Consider the following 23,009-nt stretch of genomic DNA (forward strand, 5'->3'; position numbering starts at 1 on the left):
TAGGAGGAACGAAGTCATGCAGGACAGAGAATCAACAGAAGAAATCTATAGCAAAAGTGTAGAGCCGGTACTGGATGTACATGAGAAACCAAAACCTGCCCAGTGGCTGCTGCTGAGTTCGCAGCACCTGTTCGCCATGTTCGGTGCCACTGTACTCGTTCCTTTCCTGACAGGACTGCCGATATCGGCTGCTCTGATTGCAAGCGGAATCGGTACGCTGCTCTACCTGCTCATTACAAAAGGGCAGATACCTGCATACCTGGGTTCAAGTTTTGCATTCATTCTGCCCATTACCATTGCGCTTGGCGCCAACAGCCTCGGTGAAGTGCTGACGGCCCTATTCTTCAGTGGGGTGCTGTATGTCATCATCGGACTTGTGATCAGGTTGTTCGGCATCAACTGGCTGATGAACCTCCTGCCGCCGATAGTTGTCGGGCCGGTCATCATGGTCATCGGGCTCGGACTTGCACCGGTTGCCGTTGACATGGCCATGTATACGGATTCCGGCAACCAGGAAGGCTACAGCATGCTCTACATATTCGTTGCCGCTGTGACGCTCATCATCACCATCTGCGCTTCCATTTTCCTAAGAGGCGTGCTGTCGCTCATCCCGATCCTGATCGGCATCGTCGGCGGCTACATTACAGCGGTTCTTGTCGGCATCGTCGACTTCACCGCCATCATGGAAACGGGCTGGTTCGTCCTGCCGGATGTACATGTACCTTTCGTATCCTACGATCCGACACTGAATGTCGGTCTGATGATCGTCATGCTGCCGATCGTCTTTGTTACGGTCAGTGAGCATATCGGTCACCAGATGGTCATCAACAAGATCGTCGGACGCAACTTCTTCAAGAAGCCGGGACTGCACCGCTCGCTGATCGGGGACGGTGTCTCCACAATGTTCTCAAGCATCATCGGCGGCCCGCCGACGACAACATATGGTGAAAACATCGGAGTGCTCGCCATTACGCGCATATTCAGTGTCTGGGTCATCGGCGGCGCAGGTGTCCTTGCGGTCATACTCGGTTTCATCGGCAAGTTTACAGCAGTTGTACAGAGCATCCCTTCCCCAGTAATGGGTGGTGTCTCCATACTGCTCTTCGGCATCATTGCATCAAGCGGACTCAGAATGCTGATTGATGAGCAGGTGAACCTCGATTCCAAAAGGAACCTCGTCATCGCATCGGTCATCCTGGTCATCGGCATCGGCAAGGCCCACCTCGATTTCACCATCGGAGACATCCCGTTCAATCTTGAAGGGATGGCACTTGCGGCCGTTGCAGGAATCGTTCTGAATGCAATTCTTCCAAAGGAGGCACCTTTAAGAGATGAATAATCTGCTATCGATGCACCAGCTTACGGACACTGATATCATGCGGCTCATCGAGAGGGCACTTGAGATGAAGGCTGGAAACTACACGCCTCTTACAGAAAAAAAATATATAGCGAACCTCTTCTTCGAACCTTCGACCCGTACAAAGGCAAGCTTCGAGATGGCCGAAAGGCGGCTCGGCATCACGTCGATTCCATTCGATGCCGACCACAGTTCCGTCACAAAAGGCGAATCGCTCTACGATACTTGCCGCACAATGGAAGCCATCGGCTGTGATGCTCTGGTCATTCGCCATGGCATCACGGAATACTATGAGGAAATGGAAGACCTCGGCATTCCGATCATCAACGGTGGGGACGGCAGTGGTTCACACCCCACCCAGTCGCTGCTCGACCTGATGACCATCTATGAACGGTTCGGCAGTTTCCATGGCCTGAAAGTGGTGATTGCCGGAGACATTTCACACAGTCGCGTGGCCAAAAGCAATCAGCAGGCCCTATCAAAACTGGGGGCTGAAGTCAGATTCTGTGCGCCTGAAGCATGGCAGGATGACAGCATGGCAGTGCCTTATGTCGATCTGGATGATGCAGTGGAGGAAGCGGACGTCATCATGCTGCTGCGTGTCCAGCACGAGCGGCATGGCGATGCGGTCGACTTCACAAAAAAGACCTACCATATGAAATACGGCATGACACTGGCACGGCACCAGCGTATGAAAGAGAATGCCATCATCATGCATCCGGCACCGGTCAACCGGGATGTCGAGATTGATGGGCGTCTGATAGAAGGTCCGCGTTCGGTGATCTTTGAACAGATGAAGAATGGTGTCTTCATGCGCATGAGTGTACTACAAGAAATTTTTGGGAGTGAAAAATAATGGGATTGCTTTTGAAAAATGGAACGGTACTGGAGAACAACAATGAAGTCAGGAAAGATATTTTCATCGAGAACGGTATAGTCGCACAGATTGCGGACAGCATCGAAAGAGGAGATGAAGAGACGGTGGACTGCACAGGCATGCTCATCACTCCAGGGTTCGTGGATGTCCACGTTCATCTGAGAGAGCCGGGCGGCGAACATAAGGAGACGATCGAAACGGGTACTCTTGCTGCTGCCCGTGGGGGATTCACTGCCATCTGCCCGATGCCGAATACACGGCCGGTACCGGATAATGCGGATACACTGGCAAATATCCAGGACCGGATCAAAGAGACGGCACACGTCAAAGTCATTCCATACGCCTCCATCACCGAGCGCCAATTGGGTCGTGAACTGGTTGATTTTCCCGCATTGAAACAAGGCGGTGCATTTGCTTTTACAGACGATGGTGTCGGTGTGCAGAATGCTGATATGATGCTGCAGGCAATGATTGAAGCAAAAAAAGTGAGTATGCCTGTCGTTGCCCACACCGAAGAGAATACACTGATCCATGGTGGCGCCATCCATGAAGGTGAAGCGAGCCGCAGGCTCGGGCTGCCGGGCATCCCATCAGTTGCAGAATCCGTACATATCGCGCGGGATATACTGCTCGCAGAAGCGGCCGGATGCCACTATCATGTATGCCATGTGAGTACTAAGGAGAGTGTGCGCATCATCCGTGATGCGAAGCGTGCCGGTGTGCATGTTACAGCAGAAGTCACCCCGCACCACCTTGTACTTGATGAGAATGATATTGCAAGCGATGACCCGAACTTCAAGATGAATCCGCCGCTCAGAGGCAGTGATGACCGCGAAGCATTGATTGCGGGCCTGCTCGACGGCACAATCGATCTGATTGCGACAGACCATGCACCCCATGCCGAAGCAGAGAAGTCGGTCGGCATCGAGACGGCACCGTTCGGCATTACGGGCAGTGAAAATGCCTTCCAGCTGCTCTATACGAAACTGGTCAAAAATGGCACATTCACCTTGCAGCAGCTCATCGACTGGATGACAGTCAAGCCGTCCGAAACATTCAATATGGATATGGGTGTTCTGGCGGAAGGCAAGGCAGCTGATATCACAGTCATCAATCTGGAGAAGAAATATACGCTCGACAAAGAGGCGTTTCATTCAAAGGCACGCAATACACCATTCCACGGCATGGAGCTGGAATCGGATATCCATATGACCATCGTTGATGGCACAATCGCATACAAGGAGGAAGCATGATGCTGAAAGAAAAGAGATACCTGGTACTGGAAGACGGCACAGTCTATGAGGGTTATCCTTTTGGTGCCAACAAGACATCCGAAGGGGAACTTGTCTTCAATACGACGATGACAGGCGCGCAGGAAGTGATCACCGATCTGTCCTATACGGACCAGATCATCACTTTCACCTACCCGCTGATCGGCAACACGGGAATGAATACGGAAGATAATGAATCGCTGATGGCCCAGGCACGTGGTGTGGTTGTCAGGGAAGCAAGTACCGGACCTTCGAACTTCCGTACATCAGAAACGATCGATGAATTTCTGAAGCGTCATGACATTCCGGGAATCAGCGGCATTGATACAAGAAGCATCACAAGGAAGCTGAGAAGCGGCGGTGTGATGAAGGCGATCATTACTGACGAGACATATCATGAGGATCTGATCGAACTGCTGCAGAATTCATCATTCCGTACAGATCAGGTCAAACGTGTCGCTACGAAAACACCTTATATTTCAACAGGACCGGGTCCGCGTGTCGTACTGATCGACTACGGCAAGAAGGAAAACATCGTCCGCCATCTGAACAGTTTTGGGTGCGATGTTACTGTTGTACCTTACGATACGACAGCAAAAGAGATCAAACAGATGCGTCCGGACGGCGTCATGCTGTCGAACGGTCCCGGGGATCCGGCCAATATACCGGACCAGATCAACACTGTGAAAGAGCTGCTCGGCATACCACTATTCGGCATATGCATGGGCCACCAGGTTTTCGGCATTGCATGTGGTGCAAAGACATTCAAGATGAAATTCGGCCACCGTGGCAGCAACCATCCCGTCAAGAATCTTGCGACAGGAAAAATTGAAATCTCATCACAGAACCATGGCTATTCCATCGATCCGGACTCTCTTCGAGGCACAGGTCTTGAAGTGACTCACATCGCTTTGAACGATAACACTGTGGAAGGACTCAGACATACCGAATACCCTGCATTTTCAGTGCAGTACCATCCGGAAGCCAGTTCCGGCCCGCATGATCCAGAGTATCTTTTCAAAGAATTCATAGACTTGATGAAGCAGAAGGAGGGCAACCATGCCTAAACGTAAAGACATCGAAACCATTCTCGTCATTGGAAGCGGCCCGATCATCATCGGCCAGGCAGCAGAGTTCGACTATGCAGGAACACAGGCCTGCGTCGCATTGAGGGAGGAGGGCTATCGAGTCATCCTCGTAAACTCGAACCCCGCGACCATCATGACCGACAAGGAAATCGCTGATGTTGTCTATATCGAACCGCTCACTCCGGACTTCATCTCAAGAATCATCCGCAAGGAGCAGCCGGATGCGCTGCTTCCAACACTCGGCGGGCAGGTCGGCCTGAACATGGCAGTGGAACTGGATCGTCTGGGCATTCTCGAAGAAAATGGCGTGGAACTGCTCGGGACGAAACTGTCCTCAATCAAACAGGCAGAAGACCGCGATCTCTTCAGACAGCTGATGAATCAGATGGATGTGCCCGTTCCGGATTCCGACATCATCACGACGATGAACGAAGCAGTCACTTTCAAGAACCGGGTCGGCTACCCATTTATCGTACGTCCTGCCTTCACCATGGGTGGGACAGGCGGCGGCATCTGCTACAACGATGAAGATTTGAGGGAAATCGTGGCGAACGGCCTGAAATACTCACCGGTCAGCCAGTGCCTCGTCGAAAAATCGATTGCCGGTTTCAAGGAAGTCGAATATGAAGTGATGCGTGATTCCAATAACAATGCGATTGTCGTATGTAACATGGAGAACATCGACCCGGTCGGCATCCATACAGGCGATTCCATCGTTGTTGCCCCGACACAGACACTGACCGATAAGGAGCATCAGATGCTGCGCAACGTGTCACTCGATGTCATCCGCAAACTCGAAATAGAGGGTGGCTGCAACGTACAGCTGGCGCTTGATCCGCACTCCTTCGACTACTACATCATCGAAGTCAATCCAAGGGTGTCACGCTCTTCTGCACTGGCCTCGAAAGCAACAGGCTATCCGATCGCCAAGCTTGCAGCCAAAATCGCAATCGGTCTGACACTGGATGAAATGATCAACCCGATCACAGGTACGAGCTATGCTGCATTCGAACCGGCACTCGACTATGTCGTCTCAAAAATTCCGCGCTTCCCGTTCGACAAGTTCGAAAAAGGAGAACGCAAACTCGGTACCCAGATGAAGGCGACCGGTGAAGTCATGGCCATCGGCCGTACGTATGAGGAATCACTTCTGAAAGCCATCCGTTCACTTGAATATGGTGTCCATCACCTTGGCCTCCCGAACGGCGATGAATTCGAGCTCGACTACATCAATGAAATGATCCAGAAGCAGAGTGATGAAAGACTGTTCTATATCGGGGAAGCATTGAGGCGTGGTGTTTCAATGGAAACAATCCATGAGTGGACTGAAATCGACATGTTCTTCCTGAGAAAGTTCCAGCATATCATCGATATCGAGCATGAACTTAAAGAGAACCCTGAATCCATGGACCACCTCAAGTGGGCCAAGACATATGGCTTCAGCGACAGGGTCATCGGCCACCGCTGGAACATGAGTGAGGAGGATGTCTTCAAGCTGCGCAAGTCCGAAGGACTGATGCCGGTCTACAAGATGGTCGATACATGTGCGGCAGAATTCGAGTCGGCAACACCGTACTTCTACGGCACGTATGAACAGGAAAATGAATCCATCCCAAGCGATAGGGAGAAAATCATCGTTCTCGGCAGTGGACCGATCCGTATCGGGCAGGGTGTCGAGTTCGACTATGCCACTGTACATGCGGTATGGGCCATACAGGAAGCGGGCTATGAAGCAATCATCATCAACAACAATCCTGAAACGGTTTCAACGGATTTCTCGATTTCCGACAAGCTCTACTTCGAACCGCTGACCCATGAGGATGTCATGAATATCATCGAACTGGAGCAGCCGAAAGGTGTCGTCGTACAGTTCGGTGGACAGACAGCCATCAACCTGGCAGATCATCTGGAACGCGACGGCGTAAAAATTCTCGGGACTTCCCTTGATGACCTCGACCGTGCTGAAGACAGAAAACGCTTCGAAGCGCTGCTCCATGAAATCGATGTGCCACAGCCACTCGGCAAGACGGCGACAAACGAACAGGAAGCACTTGAAAATGCAACGCATATCGGCTATCCCGTCCTTGTCCGCCCGAGCTATGTTCTTGGTGGCCGTGCCATGGAGATTGTCCATGACGAAAACGAACTGAAAAACTATATGCGGGACGCGGTCAAGGCATCACCGGAGCACCCGGTACTGATCGACCGCTACTTGACAGGCAAGGAAATAGAAGTGGATGCCATCAGCGATGGTGTGAATGTCATCATCCCAGGCATCATGGAGCACATTGAACGTGCTGGTGTGCACTCCGGAGACTCCATTGCAGTCTACCCGCCGGTCACACTGACCAACAACGAAATCGCCACTCTGAAGGAGTACACGGAAAAGCTGGCACTTGGTCTCAATACAATCGGTCTGATCAACATCCAGTTCGTCCTGTCCGAAGGTGAAGTCTACGTGCTTGAAGTCAATCCTCGTGCCAGCCGTACGGTACCGTTCATGAGCAAGATCACTGAAATCCCGATGGCCAATCTGGCAATGAAAGCGATACTCGGTGTTGACCTGGGAGATACAGACTATCCACTCGGACTCGCACCATTCAAGAAGGGCTATCATGTCAAAGCACCGGTATTCAGCTTCAGCAAGCTCAAGAACGTGGATATCACTCTGGGACCTGAGATGAAATCGACAGGGGAAGTGATGGGCAAGGACCTGAGCCTCAATAAAGCACTGTATAAAGGGCTAGTGGCAAGCGGACTTGAAGTGAAGGACCATGGCACCGTACTCATCACTGTTGCAGATAAGGATAAGGAAGATGCTGTAAAGCTGGCACACCGTCTTTCCCAATGCGGATACCGCATCATGGCGACTAAAGGAACAGGCAAGGCGCTTGCGGAATATGGAATTCCATATATTACTGTGGATAAGGTCAGCGAAGGCGAAAACAGCCTGTTGAAAAATATCCAGAACGGCAGCGTACAGATTGTCATCAATACGATGACGAAAGGGAAGCAGGTCGAAAGGGACGGCTTCAGAATCAGAAGGGAATCAGTCGAGAATGGAATTCCATGCCTGACATCACTGGATACAGCACGTACACTTGTCGAAGTCATTGAAAGCATGACATTCAATATGGAAAAGATGTAGGTGAAAAGATGAAAAATCTGATGACAGTTGTAGATCAGAAGTGTATTGCGGATAAGATTCATGAGATGGTGCTCGAAGGAGATATTACCAGCAGCATGAAGACACCTGGACAGTTCGTTCATGTCCGCATCAATGATACGACAGAGCACGTGCTGAGACGCCCGATTTCAATTGCCGATATCGATCACGAGCATTCCCGGTTCACTGTCATATACCGTGCCGAAGGTGAGGGTACAAGAAAGCTTTCAAAACTTGGATCAGGGGATACTGTAGATATCCTCTCTCCACTGGGTAATGGCTATCCACTCGAGCAGAATGATCATGTGCTCATCGTCGGAGGTGGCATCGGTGTGCCTCCGCTGTATGAACTGTCGAAGCAGCTGAACCGGATGGGTGTCAAAACAACACACATCCTCGGCTTCAATTCGAAGAAGGATGTTTTCTATGAGGAAAAGTTCAAGGCTCTGGGTGAAACACATGTCGCAACTGCAGATGGATCATATGGTACCGAAGGATTTGTTACAGATGCCATCAGCGCACTTGATCAGCATTTCGACTGCTTCTATGCCTGCGGTCCCAAGGTCATGCTTAAAGTATTGAGTGAAACGATGGAAATGGATGGCTATATCTCACTTGAAGAACGCATGGGGTGCGGCTTTGGTGTATGCTATGCCTGCGTATGCGAAACAGCGGAGGGCGACTGGATCAAACTATGTACAGAAGGGCCAGTCTTCAGGAAGGGAGAGATTGTACTATGAACAGCAGTGCGTTGAACATCACCCTTCCGGGTCTTGATCTTAAAAATCCGATCATGCCAGCTTCCGGCTGCTTCAGCTTCGGGGAGGAGTTCTCAAAGCTCTACGACCTGTCGGATCTCGGGGCCATCATGATCAAGGCGGCAACACATGAGGCAAGAACCGGCAACCGCACGCCGCGGGTCGCTGAGACTTCAAGCGGCATGCTGAATGCCATCGGTCTGCAGAACCCGGGTGTCGATCATATTCTCGCGCATGAGCTCAAGTTTCTTGAACAGTTCGATGTGCCGATCATCGCCAATGTTGCCGGCAGCGCGGTCGATGATTATGTCATTGTGGCTGACAAAATTTCAAAGGCATCCAACGTCAAAGCCATCGAACTCAACATCTCATGCCCGAACGTCAAGGAAGGCGGCATCCAATTCGGTACCGATCCTGAAACAGCCAGGCGATTGACATCCCGTGTCAAGGAAGTATCGGACGTGCCGGTATATGTGAAGCTGTCGCCCAATGTGACGAGTATTGTGGACATGGCCAGAAGCGTTGGTGATATTGCTGACGGGCTGACGATGATCAACACGCTGGTCGGCATGCGGCTCGATAATCGTGGACGTCCGATCCTCTCGAACACCACCGGGGGGCTCAGCGGTCCTGCAATCAAACCGGTGAGTCTGAATATGATCTATCAGGTGCGTCAGCACCTGCCTCATATTCCGATCATCGGAATGGGGGGGATCTCAAACGTCGATGATATTCTGGACTACATTTCTGTAGGTGCAGATGCAGTGGCAATCGGAACAATGAATTTTACAGATCCCATGATCTGTCCGACTCTCATTCAATCACTCGATGAAAAAGTGTCGGAAATGGGTCTCGATCATCTTCATGATCTTAAAGGGCGCGCCTATAAAACACTCTGAGGAGGATATTATGAATAGACCGATAATTGCTTTGGATTTCAGTACAATGGCAGAAGTGGAAAGGTTTCTCACAAAGTTCGATGAACCTCTTTTCGTAAAGGTCGGCATGGAGCTCTACCTTCAGAATGGACCAGCAGTCATCAGGGAGATCAGGGCGATGGGACATGACGTCTTTCTGGACCTCAAACTTCATGATATTCCAAATACTGTCGGGAAGGCCATGGCAGGGCTCGCTTCATTGGATGTGCAGATGACGAATGTCCATGCGCAGGGCGGATCCTCCATGATGAAACGTGCAGCGGAGTCCTTCAAGTACCATAATCCGGACGGGATTCTGATTGCCGTAACACAACTGACTTCAACAAGTGAAGAGATGATGCAGCAGGAACAGAAGTCCATACTTTCACTGGAAGAAAGCGTCGCCCACTATGCGCAGCTTGCCAAGGATTCGGGACTTGACGGCGTAGTATCATCGCCACTCGAATCCCGATTGATACATGCGCACTGCGGTGATGACTTTCTTACCGTTACGCCGGGTATCCGTCTGAACGAGGATTCGAAGGATGACCAGGTGAGAGTGGTTACGCCAGCCCGTGCACATGCGCTCGGCAGTGACTATATTGTTGTCGGCCGGTCCGTTACAAAGGCAAGCAATCCGGTCGCCCAGTACAGCAGAGTAAAAGAAGAATGGGAAAGCGGGGAAGAATAGTTGAAACAACGTGTAGCGGAAATACTTTTGAACATCAATGCGGTGGAACTGAGCCCGGATGCGCCTTTTACATGGGCAAGCGGAATCCAGTCCCCGATATACTGCGATAATCGGAAAATCATCGGTGATGTAGAGGCGAGGAATGAAATTGCCGATGCATTCGTCGAACAGATCAAAGCACAGGCACCGGATGCAGAAGTGATTGCGGGAACATCCACTGCAGGCATTCCCCACGCAGCCTACATCAGCGAAAAGCTCGGACTTCCGATGTGCTATGTACGGGGCAGCAGGAAAAAGCATGGCAAAGGTAACCAGATCGAAGGTGCCGGTGTGGCAGGAAGGAAGGTCGTCCTGGTCGAGGATCTCATTTCAACCGGCGGCTCCTGCCTTGAAGCGGCAGAGGCACTCAAGGAAAACGAGGCCGATCTGATGACTGTCATTGCCATCTTTACATATGGTATTCCATCAGCGGTAAAGGCGTTCGAGCAGGCAGACCTCACATTCCACACATTGAGTGATCTGGATACGCTTATTGATGTGAGCATAAGACGTGGTGCGATTACGCATGAACAAAAGGATACGGTTCTCGAATTCAGGGAAGGTCTATCCAAATAAAAAATGACCGGAATGGATACATCCATTCCGGTCATTTTTTATTCTAATCTTCAAATATCATTTCATTGATGGATTTTGATTCTGCTTCGATGTCGTCACTATCAAGAGATACATATAGTTTGATCTTTGGTTCCGTACCGGAAGGGCGGAGTGCGATCCAGCCATCTTCGAAGTGTATCTTGATGACGTTTGCTTTAGGCAGATCAATCGCTTCCGAAGTGCCGTCACTATAGGTTCTTTCCTGGCTCTCGAAGTCCTCGGTCATCACCACTTTGCGCCCTTCCATCTCATCCGGTGAATCGTTGCGGAACTGGGTCATGATTTCATCGATCTTTTTCTTGCCGCTTGAGCCTTCGAATGTATGGCTGAACAGGACTTCCATCCGGCGACCATACTTTTCATAGATGGATTCGAGTGCATCCACCAGAGTCTTACCATCATTCTTCAATTCACTTGCCATTGATATGATGTAGGGTACAATCTGAATGGCATCCTTATCCCTTACAAATGGTTCCAGCAGGTAGCCATAGCTCTCTTCATAGCCGAGGATGAACTGCTGGGATTCATCATCCTCGAGCAGTCTGATCTGTTCACCAATATATTTGAAACCGGTCAGGACCTCGATCATTTTACCACCATTATCCTCGGCAATCTTGCGGCCAAGGTCGCTGGTCACGATGGATTTGATGATGACAGGGGTGCTGCCTTCATGCATTTTCAGACGATGGTCCAGAAGAAGTATTCCGAGCTGGTTACCGTTCAGATGAACGTAGTTGCCTTCATGGAGCACCTGCAGACCGATCCTGTCGGCATCCGGGTCCGTAGCAATCAGAACATCCGCTTCTGTTTCGGTCCCGAGCTTCCTTGCTTCCTCGAATGCCTCGACACTTTCAGGGTTCGGGGACTTGACGGTCGGAAAGTCTCCATCTGGACGGCACTGGTCCTGGACAAGCGTGTAGTTGCCAAAGCCGAGAGTATCGAGCATTTCCGGAACAATCGGTACGCTGGTACCATGCAGACTGGAGAATACGACCTCGAGATCCGATTCTGGTATCTCGGGAATGAATGATGTGATCTTCTTTCTATAGCGCTCTTCCATTTCTGCGTCTATATACTTCGCCCGGCCGGATTCAAGGGCTTCATCGAATGCAGTGCTGTCGATATTGAATATATCTTCGATGGCGTTTATTTTCCTGCTCAGTTCAGCAGCTGGATCATCAATCAGCTGCGCACCGTCCGAACCATACACTTTGATGCCGTTATATTCAGGCGGGTTGTGACTTGCTGTAATCATGACACCGAACTCTGCACCATGTTCCCTGACGTGGAAGGAAAGCTCCGGTGTTGAGATGTATTGTTCCGACAGGCGGACAGCCACATCATTATGGACAAGAACACTTGTCATCGTCTCTGCAAATTCACGGGAGAAGTGACGTGTGTCATATCCGATGACTACGAGCGGCTTCGCTTTCCCCTCGAGTGCATGCGCTAGGCCGAGCGCAACCTTCTCGACATTGTATCGATTGAGGCGATTGGGTCCAAGGCCAAGTTTTCCCCTGATTCCCGCTGTGCCGAACGACAGCATATCCGAATATGCATCATCCTTCTCCTCATCGGATAAAGCGCCATAGGCCTCTGCTGAGATGAAACTGCCCTCGATGTTATCTTCCCACTGTTTTCTGTCCATTGATAATCACACTCCTGATATTCTTAGTATTTGCTGTCTGTCACTTTCCTCAGTACTGCCACTTCATAGCCCTTGATGTAGAAACTACGGTTATATACACCTTTATCATAATGTCTCTGGTTGGAAATCTCAATCTCATAGTTGCTCGATTCATCGAAATCGAGTTCCATGGATTTCTCAGTCGGATTGATGATGATCATGAATTCGCTCGTCCCGTGTGAAATGCGTACACCAAATCCGTTCGGCAGATTGCTGAAAGTCATGAACGACAATGCCTTGCCAATACTTTCCCTGTCTTTGAGTCTGAAAACATCCTCCTTCTTCCTGAACTGGATCAGTGATTTGACGAACTCTATATTATCCTGATATTTGGCCCGTCTGTTCCAGTCCATCCGATTGAGCAGATCACTCAGGTTGTACGTATTGCCGTGACCGAACTTGGTTCTGAAAAATTCCTGGCCTGCATGGAGGAACGGGGTGCCGAAGGAAAGCAGTACGAGTGCTGTCGCAATCTGATGCTGGCTTTCCAGTATATACTGCCGTTTGCCGGAAGAATATCTCAGACGGTCATACAATGTGTGGTTGTCATGGACCTCGACATAGTTGATGCTCATCTGGGCGGTGAAAGGCCGCTGGCGTCCCATGTACAGATCCCTGATTGTATCGATTCCCTGGCCATCGCCATTCACATACCCCTTTTCACTGAGGTCGAAGTTGCTTCCTTTGAGCGCGTCCCTGAAATGATCATTGAAGAAATGAACCGATGGGACGCGGTAGCTGTGTTCCGGAAGCGTCTTTTTATTATAGTCGAGGGCAGTAGGAAGGTCCCAACCTTCACCGAGAAGAAATATATCACGGTCCTGTTCTCCTGCAATGAATTCGATGGACTGCATTGTTTCGATGTCCAGTGCGCCCATAAGATCGAAGCGGTAGCCGTCGATGCGGTACTGGTCCAGCCAGAAAGTGATGGTATCTGTAATGAACCGGCGCGCCATCAGCTTTTCGGTTGCGAAATCATTGCCCACTCCGGTGCCGTTCGACAGGGACAGGTCGGCATTATGCCTGAAGTAGTAGCCTGGCACCAGTTTTTCGAAGCTGGATGTCTCTATCTGGTAGACATGATTATAGACGACATCCAGTATGACCTTCATGCCGTTTTCATGGAGTGTACGGATCAGTGTCTGCAGTTCGATGATCCGGCTGATCGGGTCACTTGGGTCCGTCGCGTAGCTGCCTTCCGGCACCATGAAAAAGTGTGGGTCATATCCCCAGTTATACTTCGTTTCCCGGTTGAGTTCATCGACAGTGGCAAAATCATTCACCGGCATCAGCTCGACGTGTGTGACACCGAGCTCCTTCATATAGCTGAGACCGCTTGTCAGGCGGTGCTTCGTGGAAGTCGACTCGGTCATCCCGAGATAGAGCCCGCGCCATTCTTTTCTTACGCCGCTGTTCGGATGGGATGTGATATCCCTGACATGCATCTCATAGATGATGGCAGAATCATTTGGAATGTCCGGCACAGGATGGTGGGTGTAGCCTGGCATCAGGCGGTCGAAGTCGACGACCATCGCTTCTTTTGCGTTTGCTGATACTGCTTTGACATAAGGATCGATGATATTATGTGTCACATGATTATGACTGGCTTCATAGTGGTAGTATTTACCGTGGCAGTCCTTGTCGATGGTCTTTTCAAAATAGCCGTTGATCTTTTCCATGGCGTGGGGCTCACCATCAATAATCAGCCGGCATTCGATGACTGTCGGAGCAAACACTCTGAAGGTTGTATGAGACCGCTCGTAGTTCGCGCCCATAAGCTGGTCCGTTGCATAATCCAGGTCGAATTCAATGGACATCGGATAGCGTCCCATCATGAGGGGATACATTCTGCCGTCATGTTTGATGCAGGTGAAGTAATCCAGACTGACAGGTCTGGTGAGCCACACCGTAAGATAGCTGTCATATTTCTCGATTGTACTGATTGGCAGCGCATCATCATTCTGGATGACTGATAGATCTTTTTTCTGTAAGTTCTGGGCATTATTGCTCAGTATTGTGATCTGATATGGTGCATCAAGATATGCATCAATCATAAATAGCCTCCGTCCGCTTGAAGTGAATGTTATTAACATATAAAATGAATATACCTTATAAATTCAGATTATTATAACTTTTTCATACATTAGTATTTTTTGAGTGGTAAAATCAATTTAAGGGTATGTCATAAGTATAACGTAAAGGGGGAAATATTTTGAATGGAAAAAACTTGGAAATGGATAAATATCTATTTCATCAGGGCACCCATTACACAGCATATGATTTTCTAGGCGCACATGTATATGATGGCACCGTAAGGTTCATCACATGGGCACCGAATGCGAAACATGTACAGCTTGCCTGTGACGAGAATGACTATACAGGAGAGGGATTCGATTTTGAAAGACTGGGTGACCAGGGTCTGTGGATATTGACAACCCCCCGTCTGCAGGCCGGAGACAGATATAAATATAAAATATATTTTGGAGATACACATCATCTGAAATCCGACCCGTACGGTTTCTACCATGAAAAGCGCCCGGCGACAGCCAGCATCATCCATGAGGACGATTTCAAGTTCACAGATTCAGAATGGATGGAAAAGCGCAGAAAACTCAATGTTTATGAGTCTCCGGTCAGCATTTATGAAGTGCACCTCGGGACGTGGATGAAGCATCCGGTTGAAAACACTGAGAACAGGACAGTCGATGAGATTACAGATGAAGCACACTACAGCTACAAGGAAGTGGCGGACGCACTGATTCCGTATCTGAAGGAAATGGGATACACGCATGTCGAGTTTCTGCCTCTGACCGAGCATCCATTCGACCTGTCATGGGGCTATCAGGTCACCGGATACTTCTCGGCGACAAGCCGCTACGGCAGACCCGAGGAGCTTAAGTATCTGATCAACCAGCTGCACAAGGCGGATATCGGTGTCATCATGGATTTCGTACCGGCACACTTCTGCAAGGATGCACACGGGCTGCGCCAGTTTGACGGCACACCGACCTATGAACATCCGAATGAGGAGATTGCCGAAAAGCGGGAATGGGGCACATTGACATTCGACTATGGCCGGCCGGAAGTCCAGTCCTTCCTCGTTTCAGCTGCAATGTACTGGATCAGGGAATTCCATATAGACGGTATCAGAATCGATGCAGTACACAGCATGATCGACCTGAATTTTGAAAATCGCGAAGAAAATAGTAAAATTTTCAACGAAGATGGTACAGAAGATAACATTGCGGGTATTGAACTATTGAAAAAATTGAATACTGTTGCTTTTGAATATGATGAAACACTGCTCATGATGGCTGAAGATTCATCCGATGAGCCCATGGTGACCAGTCCTGTCCATACCGGCGGACTCGGTTTCAACTTCAAATGGGATCTCGGCTGGATGCATGACCGGCTGGATTTCATGGAAGAGGATTTCCACGCGCGGGAGTACAATCATAATAAACTCACATTCTCAATGGCCTACAAGTACAATGAAAATTATCTGCTGCCGCTATCGCATGATGAAGTGGTGCACGGAAAGAAATCCATTGTAGGCAAGATGGCGGGCGACCAGTGGCAGCAGTTCGCCCAGACACGGCTGCTCTATGGCAACCAGATGAGTGAACCCGGCAAACAGCTGCTGTTCATGGGTCAGGAATTCGGCATGTATCATGAGTGGAAGGACAAAGAACAGCTGGATTGGCATCTGCTCGACTATCCTATCCATTCTGACCTGAAGAAATACGTAGCTGATCTGAACCGGCTCTATCAGAAATACCCGGAGTTCCATCGTTCCGATTACCAGACCGAAGGTTTCAGATGGCTGCTTGTCGATGACAGCACCCACTCCATATTGAGCTACGCACGAAAATATGGGGATTCATTCAAGATCTGTGTCTTCAACTATCGGCCGGAAGTCTATCACGATTTCAGAATTCCCGTGCCGGAACCAGGGGTATACCGTGAAATATTCAATAGTGACAGCGAAAGCTACTCCGGTTCCGGTGTAGTCAGCAGTGAACGCCATTTCACCAGTGATGAAAGCTACATCAGAGAATCTCAGTATATCCAGATCAGCGTGGCACCATTGGCATTCCAGGTATTTGATTTAGAAGATAAGAAAAATGGGAGGAAGTAATATGACAACTAAAACAGTAGCAATGTTATTGGCAGGGGGACAGGGCACCCGTCTTGGAGAACTGACAAAAGATCTGGCAAAGCCGGCGGTACCGTTCGGAGGCAAGTACAGGATCATCGACTTCACAATGAGCAACCTTGCCAACTCCGGCATATCGACTGTCGGTCTACTCGTGCAGTACTCTCCCCTTATTCTCAACAAGCATATCGGTATCGGAAAGCCATGGGGGCTTGACCGGCAGTACGGCGGTGTCAGCATACTATCTCCATATTCAAGCCGTGAGGGTAGTGCGTGGTTCAGCGGGACGGCAGATGCGATTGTCAAGAATCTGCACTTTGTGGAGCAGTATGATCCTGACGAATTGATCATACTGAGTGGCGACCACATCTATCAGATGGACTACACAAAAATGCTCGAATTCCACCGCAACAATAATGCTGATGCAACAATTTCCGCTATCGAAGTGCCATTTGAAGATGCAAACCGCTTCGGTATACTTAATACGAACGAGGATTTCAGCATCTATGAATTCGATGAGAAACCAGAGCATCCTAAAAACAACCTGGCTTCCATGGGTGTCTATATTTTCAACTGGCGTCAGATCAGACCGTACCTTCTGGAAGATGAAAAAGATGAAGAAAGCGACCATGATTTCGGCAAGGACATCATTCCCAAGCTTCTGGACGATGAGAAACGTCTATATGCATACAGGTTTGACGGCTACTGGAAAGATGTCGGTACAATCAAGAGCTACTGGGAAGCGAACATGGATCTATTGAAAGAGGATCTGCAGACTCTGCTCATGTCCCAGGAGTGGCCGACCTACCCGAATGAAGAGAATCGTCCGCCTGAATATATCGGTGAGTCTGCAGAAATCAATAATTCACTCATATCTCCCGGGTCATTCATCGAGGGGACGATTGACAATTCGATCCTATTCGTTGGTGTGGAGACAAAAGAAGGTGCCAAAATCAGGGATTCCATCATCTTCCCGGATGTTGTCGTAGGCAGTAATGTGACACTCGAACGTGTCATCGTCATGGCAGAAGTGGAAATACCTGACGGCACAAGCATCATCGCATCGGATGACGAGCCGATTGTCATCAGTCCGAACAATCTGAACGACTATATCTCAGAAGGAGGCAGTCAAAATGAATAACGAACTGCTTGGAATCATCAACCTCGAGCCGGAACAGGATTATCTGGGCGAACTGACCTACTTCAGAAGCAGCGGTTCAGTGCCTTTCATGGGTCGCTATCGCCTGATCGACTTTACAATAACAAATATGGTGAACTCCGGCGTCAACGTTACCGGTGTTTTTTCAGGCAATAAATTCAGATCCCTTCTGGATCACCTGAACCGCAAGGAGGAATTCGGGTTTGAAGGCAAGCACGCCAGAATATTCGTACTGCCTCCCGACTGGAATGACCCTTCAGACATTTCACAGGGGGATCTGAAGTATTTCCATAACCATGCCGATCTCCTCAGGCGTTCAAAAGCGGAACATGTTCTCATATCAGGAACACAGTTCGTCTCAAATGACAACTATACGGAAGCGGTGAAATCCCACAGGGAATCGGGACGTGACATTACATTCGTAGGTGAAGAAGTGTCAGGCAATATTCCTGAAAGCCCGGTCCTCAGGATGGTGACGGAAGGGGAGGAGCTGAAAGGCTTCACTCATGACCAGAGCAATGGACATCTTTATACAGGGGTCTATATCATCAAAAAATGTGTGCTCGAAAATATAGTACAGTTCTGTATCGACAACTATAAGCAGAATCTTTTCCATCATGGAATACGTGAACAGCTTGAAAATTATGACACCGGCTTCCACAATATCGATGGAAATACACTGTACTTCCATTCTGTCCAGTCCTATTTCAACAACAGCATGGCGCTGCTTGATAAAGAGCGGTACCGCGATTTCTTCTATGGCCAGAAGAAGGTCAAGACGAAAGTAAGCACGAACCCGCCGACTCTCTACAAGAATGACAGCAGTGTCAGACGTTCTGTCGTCGCCAATGGCGTCACACTGGAAGGTTCAGTCGAGAACTCGGTCATCTCAAGGAACGTATGGATCGGCAAAGGCGCCACTGTCAAAAACTCAATCATATTCGCCAACTGCTGCATCGAACCCGGAGCGCATCTTGAAAATGTCATTCTGGATAAGGATGTCAGAATTACTGAAGGCAGGCAGCTGGTAGGTTCCGAAGAGAAGCCATATGTCGTCGCCAAGAGATCTACAATCTAACTATGATACGGGAAAGAAGTGACAGTATGAAACATGTATTATTTGCTGCAAGTGAATGTACGCCTTTCATCAAGTCCGGAGGACTTGCAGACGTGATAGGCAGCCTGCCGCAGGCACTTGTGAAGGAAGGGGCAAAGGTCTCCGTCATCCTTCCCCTCTATAAGGAGATCATCCATTCCGAATACCGTCAGGACATGGAGGAAGTGATGATCTTCAATACGCCTGTCGGCTGGCGTAATCAGTATACGCGTATTCTGAAGTATGAAGGCCGCGGCATAACCTACTATTTTGTCGACAACGAATACTACTTCAATCGTGATGGATTGTATGGCTATATAGACGATGGCGAGCGCTTCGTCTATTTCTCCAATGCCATCATCGAGTTCATGTACAGGGTGGAAGCGCACTTTGATGTATTCCACTGCCATGACTGGCAGACGGGTGGTGCAGTGGCAATTGCGAGCATCAAGCGCCCGCATCCGGGCATGAAGACCGTCTATACGATCCACAACATACAGTACCAGGGCTGGATTGAAGAATCTGCATTCAGCGAACTGTTCAATCTGGAAAGAGAGCACTACGCTGGTTTCGAGTGGCAGGGAATGCTCAATATGATGAAGGCCGCCATCCATCATGCGGATGCGATTACAACCGTTTCAGAGACATATGCTGAAGAGATCATGACACCATTTTTCGGCGAAGGTCTGGAAACAGTTCTGGAATACCGAAGGGAAGATCTGCATGGCATCATCAACGGTCTTGATGTGGCCGACTATAATCCGGTCAAGGATGAAGCGTTGTACTACCGCTATCGTTCTTCACGCAAGACCAAATTGAAAAACAAGACGGCTCTGCAGCAGGATCTCGGTCTGAAGGTGGATGAAAATATTCCGCTTTATAGTATTGTGACACGGCTCGTTGCCCAGAAGGGCATTGATCTGATTGAACATATCATGCATGAGTTCCTGACCCAGGATGTCCAGCTTGTCGTTCTTGGTTCCGGTGAGAGTAGCTATGAGGATTATTTCAAGTCACTTGCCTACAACTTCCCGGACAAGGTGCATGTGACGCTTGGATTCAGTGAGTCCTATGCAAGGAAACTTTATGCATCAAGTGATTTCTTCATCATGCCGAGCCTGTTTGAACCGTGTGGGCTGGGTCAACTGATTGCCATCCGTTACCTGACGGCTCCGATCGTCAGGGAGACAGGTGGACTGAAAGATACGGTCATCTCGTATAATGAATTCGAGCAGACGGGCAACGGCTTTTCATTTGAAAACTATAATGCGCATGAACTGCTCAATGCGATGAAGTACAGCCTCTACATCTTCCATCAGAAGTCCCACATGGAAGCTCTATGCAAAAACATGACAGCGTCTGACTATAGCTGGGCCAAGTCGGCCGAGCAGTATCTGGGTCTATACGGCGCATAATAAAAAACATCGTACGGTTCCTACCGTACGATGTTTTTTAATCTGTTCTGCCACGTTCCATGGTTGCGACTTTCTGGCTGTCTGGAGTGACAAAGACTGTTTTCTGGTCGGTATATGTGACAAATCCAGGCTTTGCGCCGCTGACCTTATGAACGTGCCTGATCTCTGTATAGTCGACAGGCACCGACTCGGAATCCTGGGCTTTGGAATGGTGGGCGGCGAGCATTGCCGCTTCCAGTATATCCTGCTCCTTGATTTCTGCAGCAGGACTGGTGATGACGACGTGCGATCCAGGTATGTCTTTCGTATGGAACCAAAGGTGGTTGTTTTGTGCTTTCTTCGTTGTCAGATAGTCATTCTGCTTATTGTTCTTGCCGACAAGTACATCAAGGCCGTTCGAAGTCGTGTAGGCATGGAGCTGGACTTTTTGCTTTTTCTTTCTGGACTGCCTGCGGTTGTTCTTCAGGATGCCCTGGTCGACAAGCTCCTCACGTACTTCATCCACTTCCTCTTCTGTCGTTATGGTGTCCATCTGATGCAGCAGATTGGACAGATACTCCATATCCTCGTGAGCGTGATCGAGCTGGGTAGCAGCACTGTTCTGGCGTGCTTTGAGCTTGTTGTACCGCTTATAGTATTTCTGGGCGTTGTCACTTGCTGAAAGATGTGGGTCGAGCGGAATGATGAGTGGTTCATTTGTGTAGTAGTCGATCACCTCAAGGCTTTCGTCATACGGCTTCACCTGGTGCATATATGCAGTGAGAAGTTCTCCGTATTTCTGATACTTGTCTTTTTCTTCCGCTTCTTTCAGGTCATCCCCGAGCTTGTCAATCTTTCTTATCGTCTTATCATACTCACGCTCGATGAGTTGAAGATAGTCCTGTGCTTTCTGCCTGATGAGTGATTTCCTGTATCTATCGTGATAGTAGTCGTCGAGCAGCCCGGATAGCGAATCATAGGTTTCGTCTGCCTCACCCAGGTGTGACAATGGGGTGAAGTAGAAAATCTCCTTGTCACTCCTATTATAGAGAACCGGTCTGATATGTTCAGCCTGGCTGAGTGTCTGCCTTATGGCAGGTACGACGTTCTTTATTGTAAAGTATCCGGCGTTATGCTCGACTTCTTTGAGGAAGAGCGGACTGAAACCTTCTATATTATTGAGGATCTGCTTGCCGATTTTGCCCTGGTTGAAATCGATCAGCCCAGGCAGTGATTGGAGTGCTTCTGTTCTTGGATCTATTTTCGGATCCGTAGGAGGTGCTGTATAGTCGACGCCCGGCATGACCGTCCGACTGTTGTTGTTCGGTGTCAGGTGCTTGATGCCGTCAAGGATTCTGTAGTTCTGGTCGGTGATGATGATGTTCGAATGACGGCCCATGATTTCAAGTATCAGTATTCTTTTGATTTCATCGCCGATTTCATTTCTCGACTGTATATGGATTTCGACCCTCCGGTCATTTCCAAGCTGCCGGATCTCCTGTATGATGCCACCTTCGAGGTGCTTTCTTGCGACACGAAGGAACATTGGCGGCTCGAAGGGAAACTCATATTTCTTTCCGGTCAGATGAAACCGTGCATACATCGGGTGTGCACTGATGAGCAGATGGTGGTTGCTTCCTTGAGAACGCACCTTGAAAATCAGCGATGTTTCATCGATCTGCTGTATTCTATTGATCTTGCCCCGGCGGAGCACTTCCAGTTCCGAAAGAAGCGCGTGGACAAAGTTGCCGTCGAATGCCATGGTTTCGTCCTCCTAGTTTAGACTACCCAATATTTTAACATGAAACAGGGGGTCTTTGTTCAAGGCAGCGATTTAATGATGAATTTTTCTTCCGGATATGGTACATTAAGATATAATTACAAATAGAAAGGTAACGTGTTATGACTTCAGACAAGGGACTGCTGATTGTTCTGTCCGGTCCGTCCGGTGTAGGCAAAGGGACTGTCAGAAAAGCGATTTTCGACCATCCGGATACGGATTTCAAATACTCCATTTCCATGACAACGAGAGAAAAGCGTGAAGGCGAAGTGGATGGTGTGGATTACTTCTTCAAATCCAAGGAGGAGTTTGAAGCATTGATCGAGCAGGATAAATTTATCGAGTATGCTCAATATGTAGGCAACTATTATGGTACTCCGGTCGATTACGTGGACCAGACGATGGCTTCCGGCCATGATGTCTTTCTGGAGATCGAAGTGGAAGGCGCGAAGCAGGTCAGGGAGAAATTCCCGGAGGCGCTGTTCATTTTCCTGGCACCACCGGACTTGACACAGCTCGAAAGAAGGCTGGTCAACCGTGGCACAGATTCTCCGGAAATCATAAGGCATCGTATTGATGAGGCCAAACGTGAACTTAAACTGATGAATCTGTATGATTATGTTGTGATTAATGATGATGTGGATAATGCACGCCAGCGGGTGCAGTGCATCGTTGAAGCTTCCCACATGAAGCGGGCACGTGTTGAATCGAAATTAAGAAAAATGCTACTGGAGGTCAATCAATAATGCTATACCCAGCGATTCACGATTTGAAAAGGAACGTCAACTCCAAATATCTCCTTGTGACCATGGCAGCCAAGCGCGCACGTCACCTGCAGGACCATCCGGATGATCTTGCGATGGATGATTACGAAACACTGAAGACAGTAAGCCGGGCACTGGAAGAGATTGCCCTGAACAAAGTTAAGGAAAAACACTAGCTGACAAATTTTTGTCAG

At 49.2% G+C, this 23,009-nt stretch carries 18 protein-coding genes; 15 read left to right on the forward strand and 3 right to left on the reverse strand.

Annotated features, from left to right (window positions below; genetic code table 11):
* The first annotated feature begins 16 nt into the window (after nucleotides 1–16).
* Genes GQ671_RS00680 through pyrE form a run of 9 tightly spaced genes read left to right on the forward strand, consistent with a single transcriptional unit; the run spans nucleotide 17 to nucleotide 10,740 of the window.
* Nucleotides 17–1,339 (forward strand): uracil-xanthine permease family protein, encoded by a 1,323-nt coding sequence (locus GQ671_RS00680; RefSeq protein WP_160651169.1) that lies wholly within the window; start codon nucleotides 17–19, stop codon nucleotides 1,337–1,339.
* Entirely contained in the window at nucleotides 1,332–2,213 is an 882-nt protein-coding gene (locus tag GQ671_RS00685; protein ID WP_160651172.1) for an aspartate carbamoyltransferase catalytic subunit, read from the forward strand. Before GQ671_RS00680 ends, GQ671_RS00685 begins: the two co-directional genes overlap by 8 nt.
* Nucleotides 2,213–3,487: a dihydroorotase gene (locus tag GQ671_RS00690; protein WP_160651175.1), complete on the forward strand. Its 1,275-nt coding sequence runs from the start codon at nucleotides 2,213–2,215 to the stop codon at nucleotides 3,485–3,487. The genes GQ671_RS00685 and GQ671_RS00690 overlap by 1 nt, the downstream gene beginning before the upstream one ends.
* A 2-nt stretch (nucleotides 3,488–3,489) precedes the next feature.
* Nucleotides 3,490–4,572, forward strand: a complete 1,083-nt coding sequence (carA, locus tag GQ671_RS00695; RefSeq protein WP_160653435.1) for a glutamine-hydrolyzing carbamoyl-phosphate synthase small subunit — start codon at nucleotides 3,490–3,492, stop codon at nucleotides 4,570–4,572.
* Complete coding sequence (gene carB, locus GQ671_RS00700; protein WP_160651178.1) at nucleotides 4,565–7,741, forward strand: carbamoyl-phosphate synthase large subunit; 3,177 nt, start codon at nucleotides 4,565–4,567, stop codon at nucleotides 7,739–7,741. Before carA ends, carB begins: the two co-directional genes overlap by 8 nt.
* 8 nt (nucleotides 7,742–7,749) lie before the next feature.
* Nucleotides 7,750–8,499, forward strand: a complete 750-nt coding sequence (locus GQ671_RS00705; protein ID WP_160651181.1) for a dihydroorotate dehydrogenase electron transfer subunit — start codon at nucleotides 7,750–7,752, stop codon at nucleotides 8,497–8,499.
* Nucleotides 8,496–9,416 carry a dihydroorotate dehydrogenase gene (locus GQ671_RS00710; protein ID WP_160651184.1) on the forward strand — a complete coding sequence of 307 codons (921 nt, stop codon included), beginning with the start codon at nucleotides 8,496–8,498 and terminating at the stop codon, nucleotides 9,414–9,416. Before GQ671_RS00705 ends, GQ671_RS00710 begins: the two co-directional genes overlap by 4 nt.
* Before the next feature lie 7 nt (nucleotides 9,417–9,423).
* A complete protein-coding gene (pyrF, locus tag GQ671_RS00715; protein ID WP_160653438.1) occupies nucleotides 9,424–10,125 on the forward strand; it encodes an orotidine-5'-phosphate decarboxylase in 702 nt (233 codons plus the stop codon).
* Nucleotides 10,126–10,740: an orotate phosphoribosyltransferase gene (gene pyrE / locus GQ671_RS00720; RefSeq protein ID WP_160651185.1), complete on the forward strand. Its 615-nt coding sequence runs from the start codon at nucleotides 10,126–10,128 to the stop codon at nucleotides 10,738–10,740.
* 43 nt (nucleotides 10,741–10,783) lie between these two features.
* Here pyrE and GQ671_RS00725 read toward each other — a convergent pair whose 3' ends face one another.
* A complete protein-coding gene (locus GQ671_RS00725) occupies nucleotides 10,784–12,427 on the reverse strand; it encodes a phospho-sugar mutase (RefSeq protein ID WP_160651187.1) in 1,644 nt (547 codons plus the stop codon).
* A 23-nt stretch (nucleotides 12,428–12,450) separates the two neighbouring features.
* Nucleotides 12,451–14,520 (reverse strand): type I pullulanase, encoded by a 2,070-nt coding sequence (gene pulA / locus GQ671_RS00730; protein WP_160651189.1) that lies wholly within the window; start codon nucleotides 14,518–14,520, stop codon nucleotides 12,451–12,453.
* A gap of 179 nt (nucleotides 14,521–14,699) precedes the next feature.
* Here pulA and glgB point away from each other — a divergent pair, with 179 nt between their 5' ends.
* Genes glgB through glgA form a run of 4 tightly spaced genes read left to right on the forward strand, consistent with a single transcriptional unit; the run spans nucleotide 14,700 to nucleotide 20,292 of the window.
* On the forward strand, nucleotides 14,700–16,604 hold the full coding sequence (glgB, locus tag GQ671_RS00735) for a 1,4-alpha-glucan branching protein GlgB (protein ID WP_170288597.1): 1,905 nt from the start codon (nucleotides 14,700–14,702) through the stop codon (nucleotides 16,602–16,604).
* A gap of 1 nt (nucleotide 16,605) precedes the next feature.
* Nucleotides 16,606–17,763: a glucose-1-phosphate adenylyltransferase gene (locus tag GQ671_RS00740; protein ID WP_160651193.1), complete on the forward strand. Its 1,158-nt coding sequence runs from the start codon at nucleotides 16,606–16,608 to the stop codon at nucleotides 17,761–17,763.
* Nucleotides 17,756–18,859 (forward strand): glucose-1-phosphate adenylyltransferase subunit GlgD, encoded by a 1,104-nt coding sequence (gene glgD, locus GQ671_RS00745; RefSeq protein ID WP_160651195.1) that lies wholly within the window; start codon nucleotides 17,756–17,758, stop codon nucleotides 18,857–18,859. The genes GQ671_RS00740 and glgD overlap by 8 nt, the downstream gene beginning before the upstream one ends.
* A gap of 26 nt (nucleotides 18,860–18,885) precedes the next feature.
* On the forward strand, nucleotides 18,886–20,292 hold the full coding sequence (gene glgA, locus GQ671_RS00750) for a glycogen synthase GlgA (protein ID WP_160651197.1): 1,407 nt from the start codon (nucleotides 18,886–18,888) through the stop codon (nucleotides 20,290–20,292).
* A gap of 37 nt (nucleotides 20,293–20,329) precedes the next feature.
* On the opposite strand, the gene GQ671_RS00755 is transcribed toward glgA, so the two are convergent.
* Nucleotides 20,330–22,033 carry an Rqc2 family fibronectin-binding protein gene (locus GQ671_RS00755; RefSeq protein WP_160651200.1) on the reverse strand — a complete coding sequence of 568 codons (1,704 nt, stop codon included), beginning with the start codon at nucleotides 22,031–22,033 and terminating at the stop codon, nucleotides 20,330–20,332.
* Between the two features lie 140 nt (nucleotides 22,034–22,173).
* On the opposite strand from GQ671_RS00755, the gene gmk reads away from it, so the two are divergent.
* On the forward strand, nucleotides 22,174–22,797 hold the full coding sequence (gene gmk, locus GQ671_RS00760) for a guanylate kinase (protein WP_160651203.1): 624 nt from the start codon (nucleotides 22,174–22,176) through the stop codon (nucleotides 22,795–22,797).
* Nucleotides 22,797–22,991, forward strand: coding sequence for a DNA-directed RNA polymerase subunit omega (gene rpoZ / locus GQ671_RS00765; protein WP_160651207.1), 195 nt, complete (start codon nucleotides 22,797–22,799; stop codon nucleotides 22,989–22,991). Before gmk ends, rpoZ begins: the two co-directional genes overlap by 1 nt.
* Nucleotides 22,992–23,009 lie beyond the last annotated feature (18 nt).

Source organism: Salinicoccus hispanicus (assembly GCF_009831115.1).
In the GTDB taxonomy this organism is placed as follows: domain Bacteria; phylum Bacillota; class Bacilli; order Staphylococcales; family Salinicoccaceae; genus Salinicoccus; species Salinicoccus hispanicus.

Bases quoted from the DNA above. Each gene is read 5' to 3' on its own strand.
- pulA (WP_160651189.1), bottom strand. From the start codon at position 14,520: ATGATTGATGCATATCTTGATGCACCATATCAGATCACAATACTGAGC.
- GQ671_RS00710 (WP_160651184.1), top strand. From the start codon at position 8,496: ATGAACAGCAGTGCGTTGAACATCACCCTTCCGGGTCTTGATCTTAAA.
- GQ671_RS00755 (WP_160651200.1), bottom strand. From the start codon at position 22,033: ATGGCATTCGACGGCAACTTTGTCCACGCGCTTCTTTCGGAACTGGAA.
- GQ671_RS00725 (WP_160651187.1), bottom strand. From the start codon at position 12,427: ATGGACAGAAAACAGTGGGAAGATAACATCGAGGGCAGTTTCATCTCA.
- GQ671_RS00705 (WP_160651181.1), top strand. From the start codon at position 7,750: ATGAAAAATCTGATGACAGTTGTAGATCAGAAGTGTATTGCGGATAAG.
- glgD (WP_160651195.1), top strand. From the start codon at position 17,756: ATGAATAACGAACTGCTTGGAATCATCAACCTCGAGCCGGAACAGGAT.
- GQ671_RS00685 (WP_160651172.1), top strand. From the start codon at position 1,332: ATGAATAATCTGCTATCGATGCACCAGCTTACGGACACTGATATCATG.
- carB (WP_160651178.1), top strand. From the start codon at position 4,565: ATGCCTAAACGTAAAGACATCGAAACCATTCTCGTCATTGGAAGCGGC.
- glgA (WP_160651197.1), top strand. From the start codon at position 18,886: ATGAAACATGTATTATTTGCTGCAAGTGAATGTACGCCTTTCATCAAG.
- glgB (WP_170288597.1), top strand. From the start codon at position 14,700: ATGGATAAATATCTATTTCATCAGGGCACCCATTACACAGCATATGAT.
- GQ671_RS00690 (WP_160651175.1), top strand. From the start codon at position 2,213: ATGGGATTGCTTTTGAAAAATGGAACGGTACTGGAGAACAACAATGAA.
- rpoZ (WP_160651207.1), top strand. From the start codon at position 22,797: ATGCTATACCCAGCGATTCACGATTTGAAAAGGAACGTCAACTCCAAA.
- gmk (WP_160651203.1), top strand. From the start codon at position 22,174: ATGACTTCAGACAAGGGACTGCTGATTGTTCTGTCCGGTCCGTCCGGT.
- GQ671_RS00740 (WP_160651193.1), top strand. From the start codon at position 16,606: ATGACAACTAAAACAGTAGCAATGTTATTGGCAGGGGGACAGGGCACC.
- GQ671_RS00680 (WP_160651169.1), top strand. From the start codon at position 17: ATGCAGGACAGAGAATCAACAGAAGAAATCTATAGCAAAAGTGTAGAG.